Genomic DNA, 12,438 nt, shown 5'->3' on the forward strand with positions numbered 1-12,438 from the left:
GATGATTTATATTTCCGCTGTTGGCATGGTCAACGCGCTGGGCAACTCGCCTGATATGATTGCCGCGAACCTGGTGGCAGGCGTGGCGCCGGGTATGCACGCCCGGACCGGCTGGTTGCAGGACTCACCCGAAGCCGTTCTGGGCGGCGTGGAAGGCGAATTGCCGCCCATCCCGGACACCTTCTCCGCACACCGCACCCGCAATAACCAGCTGCTGCTGGCCGCGCTGGCGCAGATTCAGCCAGCCGTCGACGAGGCTATCGCCCGCGTCGGTCGCGATCGCGTGGCCGTGGTGCTGGGGACCAGCACCTCCGGGCTGGATGAAGGCGATGAGCACGTACAGCGCATGACCCATGGCGAAGCAAGCACGCGCTGGCAGTATCCGCAGCAGGAGCTTGGCGATCCGTCCCGCTTCCTCGCCAGCTGGCTTCAGCTCGAAGGCCCGGCCTATACGATTTCAACAGCCTGCTCTTCCAGCGCGCGGGCGATGATCGGCGGCAAACGTCTGATCGAAGCCGGGCTGGTTGACATCGCCATCGTCGGCGGAGCAGATACCCTGAGCCGGATGCCCGTCAACGGCTTTAATAGCCTTGAATCCTTCTCCCCTACGCTCTGCGAACCGTTTGGTCGCGACCGCAAGGGGATCACCATCGGAGAAGCCGCCGCGCTGATGGTATTGAGCCGCGAGCCCGCCGACGTGGCGCTGCTCGGGACGGGTGAATCCAGTGATGCGTACCATATTTCCGCCCCGCATCCGCAGGGCGAAGGAGCGATAAGGGCGATTACTCAGGCGCTTAACGAAGCGGGCATGCAGCCGGAGGATATCGGCTACATCAACCTGCACGGCACGGCCACGCCGCTTAACGATCAGATTGAATCGCAGGTGGTACACGATCTCTTCGGGGAAAGCGTGCCGTGCAGCTCAACCAAACACCTTACCGGCCATACGCTGGGCGCTGCCGGTATTACCGAAGCGGCCCTGAGCTGGCTGATTCTTTCGCGCGATCTACCGTTGCCGCCGCAGGACTTCGCCCGCTACGCGCCCGACGACACGCTGGCGCCGTGCGGCCTGCTGCACCGGCACATCGCGCTGAAAAAGCCGGTTATTCTGTCTAACTCGTTCGCGTTTGGCGGCAACAACGCCAGCATTCTGCTGGGGAGAGCCTCATGAGCTACTTATCACCCGAAGCCTATCTGCCGCACGAGGCGCCGATGATGCTGCTGGGGTCCGTAGAGAAAGTTACGGACGAGATGGCGGTCTGCCGCGTGGCAGTCAACGGGCGAAGCGTGCTGGCGCCGTTTCTCAATGCCGATGGCGACCTGCCGGGCTGGTACGCGCTTGAGCTAATGGCGCAGACCGTTGGCGCCTGGTCAGGCTGGCATCGTCAGCAGCAGGGGCAGGAACATATCGCGCTGGGCATGGTGCTCGGCGCGCGTGAGCTGGTCTGCGCCAGCGGGCATTTCGCCGCAGGCCTGACGCTGGACATTACCGTTAAGCTGCTGATGCAGGACGAACGCTTCGGCAGTTTTGAATGCGCAATTTCCGCTAATGAAGAGACGCTAGCCACGGGCCGGGTCAATACCTTCCAGCCGAGCGCAGAAGAATTAACATCGCTATTTAATCAGGGATCTAACGCATGAGTCGTTCCGTACTGGTCACAGGGGCCAGCAAAGGCATAGGGCGCGCCATTGCCCGCCAGCTTGCCGCCGACGGGTTTACCGTAGGCGTGCATTACCATCGTGATGCCGCAGGCGCGCAGGAGACGCTGGACGCCATCACGCAGGCGGGTGGGAACGGTCGTCTACTCGCCTTTGATGTGGGCAACCGCGAACAGTGCCGCGAGGTGCTGGAGCAGGAGATTGAAACCCATGGCGCATGGTATGGCGTTGTCAGCAACGCCGGAATTACCCGCGACGGCGCCTTTCCGGCGCTGAGCGAAGACGACTGGGACAGCGTGATCCACACCAATCTCGACAGTTTTTATAACGTCATTCACCCCTGCATTATGCCGATGATTGGCACCCGTAAAGGAGGACGCATTATCACCTTATCGTCCGTGTCCGGCGTGATGGGTAACCGCGGGCAGGTGAACTACAGCGCGGCAAAAGCGGGCATTATCGGCGCCACCAAAGCGCTGGCGATTGAGCTGGCAAAACGCAAAATCACCGTGAATTGCATTGCCCCGGGGCTGATTGATACCGGCATGATTGAGATGGAAGAAGCCGCGCTGAAGGAAGCGATGTCCATCATCCCAATGAAACGTATGGGCCAGGCTGAAGAAGTCGCCGGGCTGGCAAGCTATCTGATGTCGGATATTGCGGGCTACGTTACCCGCCAGGTCATTTCCATTAACGGAGGAATGCTATGACGCGTCGCGTGGTGATTACGGGCATGGGCGGCGTGACCGCCTTTGGCGAAAACTGGCAATCCGTGTCCAGCAGGCTGCTGGCGTATGAAAACGCGGTGCGTAAAATGCCGGAATGGCAGGTCTATGATGGCCTGCATACCCTGCTCGGCGCGCCGATCGATGATTTCACGCTGCCGGAACACTATACCCGCAAGCGTATTCGCGCCATGGGCCGGGTGTCGCTGATGTCGACCCGCGCCACCGAGCTGGCGCTGGAGCAGGCGGGGCTGATTGGCGAAGCGGTGCTCACCAATGGTCAAACGGGTATCGCCTACGGTTCTTCGACAGGCAGCACCGGCCCGGTCAGCGAATTCGCCACCATGCTTACCGAAAAGCACACCAATAACATCACCGGGACAACCTACGTCCAGATGATGCCGCACACGACCGCGGTGAATACCGGCCTGTTCTTTGGATTGCGTGGCCGCGTGATCCCGACGTCGAGCGCCTGTACCTCCGGCAGCCAGGCGATTGGCTATGCCTGGGAGGCGATTCGCCACGGGTATCAGACCGTGATGGTCGCGGGTGGCGCGGAGGAGCTGTGTCCGTCTGAAGCAGCGGTGTTTGACACGCTGTTTGCCACCAGCCAGCGTAACGACGAACCCAAAACCACCCCTTCACCGTTCGATACGCAGCGCGATGGTCTGGTCATTGGGGAAGGCGCTGGCACCCTGATTCTGGAAGAGCTGGAGCACGCCAGAGCGCGCGGGGCCACAATCTATGGCGAGATCGTGGGCTTTGCCACCAACTGTGACGCGGCCCATATCACCCAGCCTCAGCGTGACACCATGCAGATTTGCATGGAGCAGTCGCTGGCCATGGCGGGATTAAGCGCCCGGGATATGGGGTATATTTCCGCGCACGGTACCGCCACCGATCGCGGCGATATCGCCGAAAGCCAGGCCACTGCCGCTATCTACGGTGACAGCGTGCCGGTTTCCTCGCTGAAGAGCTATTTTGGCCATACGCTTGGGGCCTGTGGCGCGCTGGAAGCGTGGATGAGCCTGCAGATGATGCGTGAAGGCTGGTTTGCCCCGACGCTCAATTTAACGCAGCCGGATGAGCAATGCGGTGCTTTAGATTATATTATGGGAGAAGCCCGTCAGATTGACTGCGAGTATTTGCAGAGCAATAACTTCGCGTTTGGCGGCATCAACACCTCGATTATCATTAAACGCTGGGCGTAACTATGTACCAGTTTGTACTGGGAAAAATCTCCACCCTTTGCGCGGACCCGCTGGCGTCAACGCTCGCAGACAGGGCACCTCAGGGTGCCCAACAGGCCTCCTGGCTGGCCGGGAGGACGCTGCTCGCGAGAACGTTATCCCCTCACCCACTCCCCGACATTATTTACGGCGAGCAGGGGAAACCGGCCTTTGCGAAGGGTCATCCGCTGTGGTTTAACCTGAGCCACAGCGGTGACGATATCGCCCTGCTGATGAGCGATGAAGGCGAAGTCGGCTGTGATATCGAAGTGATTCGTCCCAGGAAAAACTGGCAGGCGCTGGCGAATGCGGTCTTCAGCATGACGGAGCATGATGAGCTTGAGCGCGAGGCGCCAGAGGAACGGCTTGCCGCCTTCTGGCGTATCTGGACGCGAAAAGAGGCGATCATAAAGCAGCGCGGCGGCAGCGCCTGGCAGATTGTCAGCATCGACAGCACGGCGCAGACGCACGCGGTCAGCCAGCTACAGGTCGGTTCGCTGAGCCTTGCCGTCTGTACATCGACCCCTTACACCCTGACCACCGAGTCGATTATTCACGTCGGGACGTTCGGGGCAGAAAAATCACTAACACACCCAGAATAATAAACCCGACGCCCACCAGCCCGTGCCAGGAGAAGCGTTCTCCCCAGCCGGGCAGCAGGATCGCCGCGGCCCACACCAGGATGTAGCTAAGACTCAGCAAGGCATACGCTTTGCTGAGCGCCATACGATGCAGCGCCAGATACCAGCAGCCCATGGAGGCCACATACCCCATCAACCCCAGCAGCAGCGCCCCCGTGCCGGATGAGAAGTGCCACAGCGCGGAAATAAGCGCCAGAACATCGCTGACCGGCGGCAGTGCCTGCATGGCATCGCGCAGCAACAGCTGCGCTGCGCTGACTAACAGCACGCTGCATAAGGCCCAGAAAGTCCCTTTCACAGGCTCCCTCCCAGGATAACAATCCCCATGATGATGAACCCCACCCCCAGCCAGTGATGCGACGCGACGTTTTCACGCCAGAATACCTTCGCCGCCAGCGTCACCCAGACAAAATTGAGGCTCAGCATAGGGTACGCGATGCCGACAGGCAGGCGTTGCAGCACCACCAGCCAGACCAGCATCCCGCTGCCCAGCGCCAGCAGTGCCAGACCAAGCCACAGCGCGATGTGCGTCCCGCGCCGCCCGGCTTTCGCCGGACGGGTGGCCTGTTTCTGGCACAGCTGCCCAGCGCAGCTGAGCAGGCTTGCCAGTATCAGCCAGATCCAGGTCATCACTTCGGCAGGTACTCCAGCAAGGCCAGACGCCCCTGGATATAGAGATTGTCCGGCTGCGGTAAATTCGCCCGTGAAATATCGTCGCGTTTTGAGAGCAGCATGACCAGCGACACGCGCCCCTGCTGACGATGCGTTGCCAGCCACTGCGCGAAGTCGTCTTCACTGACAAAACGATCTTTCACATCGGGATAATCCAGCCCGTAGCGCAGTTCGCCGCTCTGACCAAACAGCGTGATGTCATTGCGCTTCAGCTCCCACGCAAGGCCAGCCGCCACGCCTACGTTATTGGCGAGCACGAATCGGCTCTCCTGCAGCGGCTCGCGCACGGTATCGACCAGCGACTGCGGCTGTTTGGAATCCACCACCAGGTTAGGAATAGCAAAACCAATCAGCAGCGCCAGGCCTGCTGGACACAGAGCCGCCAGCCACCAGCGCTGCTGGCTCTGCCGGAACGTAAACCAGCCTACCGCGGCCCAGATGAGGAACGCGACCACCGCGCAGAACACTTTATACAGTTCGACCGAGGTCCAGACCGGATGCTTAGACAGTCCCCACGGGGAGACCACCAGCGCGGCCACCACGCCGATAACGCCAAACGCCAGGTTAATTCCGCCGTTAATGCGTAACGCTCTGGCGCCTTTCTCCGCTGCGAGGCAGGCATAACGCGCCATCAGGATCGCCAGCGGGGCAAAGCACGGCAGGATATAGGTCGGCAGCTTGCCTTTGGCGATGCTGAAGAACAGCAGCGGCATCACCACCCAACCCAGCAGATAGAACCCACCGCCCGCGTTTTGTCTGTCATTCCAGCCGAGACGAAACGCGCCGGGTAAAAGCGCCAGCCACGGCAGGCTACCCGCGATCAGGAACGGCACGTAGTACCAGAACGGGGCTTTGTGCTGCGCGTCGCTCTGGGCGAAACGCTGAATATGTTCCACCCAGAAGAAGTAACGCCAGAAGTCAGGCTCACGCTGCGCAATGGCCAGCCCCCATGGCAGAACAATCAGCACGCAGCTCAGGATCGCGAGCCAGCCAAAAATCAGCACCTCTTTCCAGCGCTTCTGGGCGATCGCCCACGGCAGCACGCCAATCACCGGAACGGCCAGCGCCAGGAAGCCTTTGGTCATCACCCCCATCCCGCAGGCCAGCCCAAGCAGCACATAGCCACCCGCTTTTCCGGCAACGGTTTGGGCCTGTGACGCCAGCCAGAAGCTGCACATCGCCGCCACCAGCCACAGGGTGATGATAGGATCCAGCACCGCATACGTGCCGATGCCATACACCAGGAAGAGGGTCAGGAAGATAAGACCGGAGAAAATGGCGGTCCGCTTATCCCGCCAGAGACGCCAGGCCATCCAGATGACCAGCAGCGCGGCTAAGCCGGTAGAGAAGATAGACCCGGCGCGCACGGCGAGGTTCGTGTGCCCGAACAGCATCTGTCCGATGCTGTTGATCCAGTAGCCGGCAATCGGCTTTTCAAAGTAACGCAGCCCCAGAAAATGCGGGACTACCCAGTCTCCGGAGGCCAGCATTTCACGGCTGATTTCCGCATAGCGCGTTTCATCAGGCTGCCAGAGCAGGCGGATATCGACCGGAATGAGGTAGTAAACGATAAACAGTGCGAGAAGCGCTAAGCCATAACGGGCTGTTTTCATGGGGCCGGACTCACGGTTTGTTGATAGCCAAGCCAGCCTTCCCGGCCAGCCATTTCATTACGGACAACTTTGCCTACGGGCAGGGTGCTGAGGTCGTCTGGCAGCAGCTCGCTCAACGGGCAGAATTCGATGCCCTCCTGAGCGGCCATGGTCAGCAGTTCGTCGAAATCATGCTGATACGCAATCCCTTCCACTTCGGCATGGATGGTATACACCGGCGTGCCGGCGTCACGATGAATGCGGTCCAGAATGTAGCGATTGAACTCATCCGCCTTAACCTCGCGTCCGACCACTTCATCCCAGGTGGGAAGCGTGACCGGAATTTGCACCGTACCGTAGCGATTTTCGCCTAACAGCGGTAAAAAGGGCCCGGTTCCGCGGCAATCGCTGTTGTAGCGAAACGCGAAGGCCTCTTTAGCTTTCACCACGCGCTGATCCGCACGCCATCCCGCCACGGCGGAGCAGCGCACGGGCTGACCGATAATGGCCTCCAGCTCCAGCATTCCACGCTCGACCTCACGGGACAGGCGCGGGATATCCCAGACGCCCGCCCAGGCTTGCCAGGCATGGTGATCCCAGGCGTGCAGACCCACCTCATGATGCTGCGCCGCCTCGCGGATAACCGCTTCATTACCCGCGCCGATGCGTCTGCCGGGCCAGGCGGTGCCTGCCAGCAAAATATCCCAGCCGTAGAGGGATGCTGCGCGCGAGCGCAGCATTTTGAACAGAAATGCCGGTTTAATCAGACGCCATAAATGGCGCCCCATGTTGTCAGGCCCCACGCTGAAGAAAATGCTGGAGCGCACGCCGTGCTTGCTCAGCAGCTCCAGCAGTTTGGGTACGCCGTCACGCGTTCCCCTGAAGGTGTCGACATCAATGCGTAAACCGACTTTTTTCATGAGACCTGTTCCGACAGCTCCACGGTGCGCAGGAAGAAATCGAGCGTTTCATCAATGGTCTGCTCCATCTTCACCGTCGGCGTCCAGTTAAGGCAGCGCTTCGCGTTGCGAATGCTTGGCTTACGGTGCTCAACGTCCTGGTAGCCCTTACCATAGTAGCTGCTGCTTTCCACTTCGCGGAAACCGGCAAACGGCGGGAATTTATCGCGCAGAGGATGGCGCTCAAAGCTGGCCAGCAGCATCTCGGCCAGCTCGCGAATGCTCGCTTCGTTGTCCGGGTTACCGATGTTAATGATTTCACCGTTGCAGCGGTTATCTTTGTTTTCGATGATGCGGAACAGCGCTTCGATACCGTCGCTGATATCCGTAAAGCAGCGTTTCTGTTTCCCGCCTTCGATAAGCTTGATTGGCGAGCCTTCCACCAGGTTCAGGATCAGCTGGGTGATTGCACGGGAGCTGCCGATACGCGCCGCGTTCAGGTTATCCAGACGTGGCCCCATCCAGTTGAACGGACGGAACAGGGTAAAGCGCAGGCCCTCTTTCTCACCGTAGGCCCAAATCACGCGGTCCAGCAGCTGTTTGGAGACGGAGTAAATCCAGCGCTGTTTGTTGATCGGCCCGACCACCAGGTTAGAGGTGTCTTCATCGAAGTTCTTATCGGTACACATGCCGTACACTTCAGAGGTGGACGGGAAGATGATGCGCTTGTCGTATTTCACGCAGTCGCGGATGATCTTCAGGTTCTCTTCGAAGTCCAGCTCGAAAACGCGAAGCGGGTTACGGGTGTACTCGATTGGCGTGGCAATGGCGACCAGCGGCAGCACCACGTCGCATTTTTTGATGTGGTATTCAATCCACTCGGAGTGGATGCTGATGTCCCCTTCCACGAAGTGGAAGCGCGGGTTGTCCAGGAAGCGGCTGATCGCGTCCGCGCCGATATCCAGACCGTAAATCTCGTAGTTATCGTCCTTAAGCAGACGTTCGGTCAGGTGGTTACCGATAAAACCGTTCACGCCGAGGATCAGCACGCGGGTGCGGCGTTTGATGGCAACAACCGGCGCGCTGGTGATCAGCGCCCCGGCCACCAGGCCCAGAGACTGCGCCAACTGGGTGCCCTGAACGTACAGGCCGTTGTCGGTTTGTCCGGTGACGATCTCCAGCGCCTGCTCGCCGCAGCTCACAATCAGCGGGGAGACGGAGACGACGGTGCCCGGTTTAGCGGCCGGGATGTCGTCACGCACGCGGGATTTCCAGACAATGAATTTGCTTACGCCCGCAAAGCTGTAGGCGCCCGGCCACGGATCGGTTACGGCGCGTACCAGGTTGTGCAGCTGGCGGGCCGGTTTATTCCAGTCCAGACGACCATCTTCCGGCGCGCGGCGGCCAAAGCAGCTTGCCTTGCTCTCGTCCTGTGCGGTTTCGCTGAAGTTACCGTTAAGGATGCCCGGCAGCGCATCACGCAGCAGCGTCTGTGCCGTCGCGTTCAGCTTTTGATGCAGCTGCAGCGCGGTATCGTCCGCATCAATAGCGACCTTCTGCTGTGCCACGATAGCGCCCGCATCCGCACGGCGTACCATGCGGTGCAGCGTCACGCCCGTTTCCGTTTCACCGTTCACCAGCACCCAGTTCAGCGGGGCGCGGCCACGGTAGGCGGGCAGCAGAGAACCATGAAGATTAAAGGCGCCTTTTGCGGCCAGGCCTAAGATCTCGTCGCAGATCAGGTTGCGATAGTAGAACGAGAAGATGACGTCAGGCGCGAGGGCGCGAATGCGCTCCACCCACAGCGGGTGGTTGACGTCGTCCGGCGCATAAACCGGAATTCCACGCTCGGCGGCGATACGCGCCACGGAGCCGAAAAAGTTGTTCTCTCCGGCCGTGTCCGGATGGGTAAAGATTGCCGCAATGTCATAGCCCGCTTCCAGCAGGGCCAGCGTGCCCGTGCACCCCATATCGTGATAGGCAAATACAACAGCTTTCATGGGTGAATTTCCTCTTGAGATGCTTTGTGTTCCTGACGGACAACACGTTGAATAAAGTAGCGCGGACGTGCGCGAACGTCGTTATAGATACGGCCAATGTATTCACCGAGGAGCCCCATCCCGACAAACTGGGCGCCGATGAACATAAACAGCACGGCAAAGAGCATGAAGACCCCTTCCGCCGCCCACTGCGGGCCAAAGACCAGTCGCAGTACCACCAGCAGAACGGACAGCCCAAAACCGGCCACGGCGATGATGCTGCCGAAAACGCTCAGCAGACGCAGCGGCGTGGTGGTCAGGCAGGTGATGAGGTCGTACATCAGGTTGATGAGACGCATAAAGCTGTACTTCGATTCCCCGTGCTCGCGCTCGGCGTGCAGGACCGGGATTTCCGTTGCCTTACGGGCAAAGGTATTCGCCAGAATCGGAATGAAGGTGCTGCGCTCATGGCAATGCAGCATGGCGTCGACAATGTGGCGGCGGTAGGCGCGCAGCATGCAGCCGTAATCGCCCATCGCTTTACCGGTCGTGCGCTGGATCAGACGGTTGATGGTACGCGAGGCGAGCTTACGGAACAGGCTGTCCTGGCGGTTCTGACGTACCGTGCCGACCACGTCATAGCCTTCGTCGGCTTTGGCCACCAGGCGCGGGATCTCTTCCGGCGGGTTTTGCAGGTCCGCGTCCAGGGTGATGATTAGATCGCCCGTGACGTGGCTAAACCCCGCCATAATTGCCGAGTGCTGGCCGTAGTTACGGTTGAGCAGCACGGCCACAATGTGGCTGCCTTCAGCCTGTGCGGCTTCGGTCAGCATCAGCGCGGAATTGTCGCTACTGCCATCATCCACCAGCAGAATTTCGTAGGCCTTGCCCATCGTGTCGCAGGCGGCCGTTGTACGGCGGATCAGTTCGGGCAGGCTCTCCTGCTCGTTGTAAACCGGGATTACCACGGAAACTTTTTGTACAGGCGGTGCACTGAACATATCAATGTCCTGCAAGCTGATGGAGTGCGGTAATGACGCGGGTTGTGTCGTCATGAGTCATGTCCGGGAAAAGAGGGAGAGAACAAATACGCGCGCTATTCCATTCAGAATTCGGGAGCGATACATCAGGAAAACGCTCGCGGTAGTATTTTTGCGTGTGGGCCGCGCGGAAATGGAGGCCGGTACCGATGCCTTTCTCTTTCAGCGCCGCCATCAGGTTGTCGCGTGAGATCCCGCAGCGCGCTTCATCAACGCGAATAATAAACAGGTGCCAGGCGTGCACGTGCGGCCATGACGGGATGGTGAGCGGCTGGAACGGCGTATCGGCAAGCTCCCGCAGGTAGCGTTCAGCGATTTCCTGGCGGCGCCTGTTGGCCTCTTTCAGTTTGCCTAACTGCACCAGCGCCAGCGCGGCGTTGATGTCCGCCAGGTTGTATTTATAGCCCGGTGCGATCACTTCCGCCTGCGGCGCGCGGCCGTGCGTCTGACGATCATAGGCGTCTACGCCGAGGCCATGGAATTTCAGACTGCGGATCCGCTGTGCCAGCTGGGCATTATCGGTGACCACCAGGCCGCCTTCCGCGCAGGTCATGTTTTTAATGGCGTGGAAGGAGAAAATTGCCGTTCCCTTCCAGCCAACGTGACGGTTTTTGTAGTACGTTCCGGCGGCATGGGCCGCATCTTCAATCACCGGAATACCGTGACGTTCACCAATGGCGTGAATGGCGTCGATTTCACACGGCGCGCCGGCATAGTGAACGGGAATAATGGCTTTGGTACGCGGGGTAATGGCAGCTTCAATGGCTTCTGGCGTCACCATTAATGTGTCTTTATCCACATCAATCATGACCGGCGTGGCGCCCAGCAGTACGATCATATTCAGCGTGGAGACCCAGGTCTGGGAGGGGGTAATGACTTCATCGCCCGGGCCAATATCCAGCGCCATCAGCGTGAGGTGCATTCCCGCGGTGGCGGAACAGACGGCAATTGCGTGTTGATTCCCGGTAAGCTGACAGAATGCCTCTTCGAGTTCCTGATTCTTAGGCCCAGTGGTGATCCAGCCCGACATCAAAACGTCCTGAAGCGCCGCAATTTCCTCAGCGCCCATCGACGGTCGCGAAAAAGGCAGAAAATCACTCATTATTAATTTCCTTGCAATCAAAATGGCACGTTTTTGATATTAACCAAATGCTGGCCCGTTTATTTCAACGAACCATAAACTTATATCAAAGTATCTCTCTTTCCTTAGGGAAAAATTAAGACAGCGTTTACAACGCTATAAGACAACTAGCAGCCAATTGAAAAACAACAAGTTAATTTAATATTAAATATTTTTGATGTGATCTTCCGCAACATTTTGAAATGGGATGATTTAAACCATACATCAACAAACAAAAAAAATCCCGGCCATTTCAAAATAATATGAAATAGCCGGGAACTTTTCTTTTTAGTTAATTGTCGCGCTTATTACAGGTTATCTGGAAAGTTTTTCGGTAATTCACTGGCCGCGCAGGCGATCACACTTTCATTATTGGCACCGCAGTCGCGTACAAAGGTGATTGTGGCAAATTCATCAATCACTTCGGTTGGATACGCCGGGCCCGCATCGCGATAGCTGTTCATCAGCGGAATATGATCGTTCTGGAAGCAGACTGTTTTTTCCGGGTTGTTCATGACCCAGCGCGGGAAGAAGATGGTGCCGTGGAACAGTTTGTCGCCCAGGTTCACAATCAGGCTGACGTCGGTGCCGGTTGGCTCGGTCCAGGAAATTTTATAGATGCTCTCCCCTACCCGCACGATGTAAGCCTGCTGATCTTTCACCCAACGGTTTGCCACCAGGCCGCTGTGAATACGGTAATCAAGCGTGGTCTCATTTTTGACGTAAATCTCGTAGTTCCAGCCGTTGTCGTAGGTATAAACAAGGTGTTTGCCAACGAAGCCGCTTAAGTCGTGTTTGTCGAAGGTGTTCATAAGATGTCTCCTTTGTTTTGATGAGACGATCGTACCCCTTCAAAAAATGAATGAATAACGCTATGTTTTA

General features: G+C 58.5%; 13 protein-coding genes. 5 read left to right on the top strand and 8 right to left on the bottom strand.

The window, feature by feature from the left end:
- Position 1: 1 nt before the first annotated feature.
- The 5 genes from FOY93_RS21030 to acpT are packed head-to-tail and all read left to right on the top strand — an operon-like array spanning position 2 to position 4,215.
- Complete coding sequence (locus FOY93_RS21030) at positions 2–1,171, top strand: beta-ketoacyl-[acyl-carrier-protein] synthase family protein (RefSeq protein WP_127732530.1); 1,170 nt, start codon at positions 2–4, stop codon at positions 1,169–1,171.
- Positions 1,168–1,641, top strand: a complete 474-nt coding sequence (locus FOY93_RS21035; protein WP_133295278.1) for a hotdog family protein — start codon at positions 1,168–1,170, stop codon at positions 1,639–1,641. Before FOY93_RS21030 ends, FOY93_RS21035 begins: the two co-directional genes overlap by 4 nt.
- Entirely contained in the window at positions 1,638–2,369 is a 732-nt protein-coding gene (locus tag FOY93_RS21040; protein ID WP_111963734.1) for a 3-ketoacyl-ACP reductase FabG2, read from the top strand. The genes FOY93_RS21035 and FOY93_RS21040 overlap by 4 nt, the downstream gene beginning before the upstream one ends.
- Complete coding sequence (locus FOY93_RS21045) at positions 2,366–3,595, top strand: beta-ketoacyl-ACP synthase (RefSeq protein WP_048960810.1); 1,230 nt, start codon at positions 2,366–2,368, stop codon at positions 3,593–3,595. Before FOY93_RS21040 ends, FOY93_RS21045 begins: the two co-directional genes overlap by 4 nt.
- A gap of 2 nt (positions 3,596–3,597) precedes the next feature.
- Positions 3,598–4,215 carry a 4'-phosphopantetheinyl transferase AcpT gene (gene acpT, locus FOY93_RS21050; RefSeq protein ID WP_127732533.1) on the top strand — a complete coding sequence of 206 codons (618 nt, stop codon included), beginning with the start codon at positions 3,598–3,600 and terminating at the stop codon, positions 4,213–4,215.
- Here the strand turns inward: acpT and arnF are convergent.
- The 8 genes from arnF to FOY93_RS21090 form a co-directional block, all read right to left on the bottom strand.
- Positions 4,163–4,552: a 4-amino-4-deoxy-L-arabinose-phosphoundecaprenol flippase subunit ArnF gene (arnF, locus tag FOY93_RS21055; protein ID WP_115876827.1), complete on the bottom strand. Its 390-nt coding sequence runs from the start codon at positions 4,550–4,552 to the stop codon at positions 4,163–4,165. The two genes, acpT and arnF, sit on opposite strands and share 53 nt — an antisense overlap.
- Positions 4,549–4,884 (bottom strand): 4-amino-4-deoxy-L-arabinose-phosphoundecaprenol flippase subunit ArnE, encoded by a 336-nt coding sequence (gene arnE / locus FOY93_RS21060; protein ID WP_232057400.1) that lies wholly within the window; start codon positions 4,882–4,884, stop codon positions 4,549–4,551. Before arnE ends, arnF begins: the two co-directional genes overlap by 4 nt.
- Positions 4,884–6,539, bottom strand: a complete 1,656-nt coding sequence (gene arnT, locus FOY93_RS21065; protein ID WP_143345629.1) for a lipid IV(A) 4-amino-4-deoxy-L-arabinosyltransferase — start codon at positions 6,537–6,539, stop codon at positions 4,884–4,886. Before arnT ends, arnE begins: the two co-directional genes overlap by 1 nt.
- Entirely contained in the window at positions 6,536–7,438 is a 903-nt protein-coding gene (arnD, locus tag FOY93_RS21070; RefSeq protein WP_143345630.1) for a 4-deoxy-4-formamido-L-arabinose-phosphoundecaprenol deformylase, read from the bottom strand. The genes arnT and arnD overlap by 4 nt, the downstream gene beginning before the upstream one ends.
- Entirely contained in the window at positions 7,435–9,417 is a 1,983-nt protein-coding gene (gene arnA / locus FOY93_RS21075; RefSeq protein ID WP_133295281.1) for a bifunctional UDP-4-amino-4-deoxy-L-arabinose formyltransferase/UDP-glucuronic acid oxidase ArnA, read from the bottom strand. The genes arnD and arnA overlap by 4 nt, the downstream gene beginning before the upstream one ends.
- Positions 9,414–10,397 (bottom strand): undecaprenyl-phosphate 4-deoxy-4-formamido-L-arabinose transferase, encoded by a 984-nt coding sequence (gene arnC / locus FOY93_RS21080; RefSeq protein ID WP_115876823.1) that lies wholly within the window; start codon positions 10,395–10,397, stop codon positions 9,414–9,416. The genes arnA and arnC overlap by 4 nt, the downstream gene beginning before the upstream one ends.
- A 1-nt stretch (position 10,398) precedes the next feature.
- Positions 10,399–11,538, bottom strand: coding sequence for a UDP-4-amino-4-deoxy-L-arabinose aminotransferase (gene arnB / locus FOY93_RS21085; RefSeq protein WP_133295282.1), 1,140 nt, complete (start codon positions 11,536–11,538; stop codon positions 10,399–10,401).
- 326 nt (positions 11,539–11,864) lie between these two features.
- Positions 11,865–12,368 carry a phenolic acid decarboxylase gene (locus FOY93_RS21090; protein ID WP_008503103.1) on the bottom strand — a complete coding sequence of 168 codons (504 nt, stop codon included), beginning with the start codon at positions 12,366–12,368 and terminating at the stop codon, positions 11,865–11,867.
- Positions 12,369–12,438 lie beyond the last annotated feature (70 nt).

This window comes from Enterobacter sp. 18A13, from assembly GCF_007035975.1.
In the GTDB taxonomy this organism is placed as follows: domain Bacteria; phylum Pseudomonadota; class Gammaproteobacteria; order Enterobacterales; family Enterobacteriaceae; genus Enterobacter; species Enterobacter vonholyi.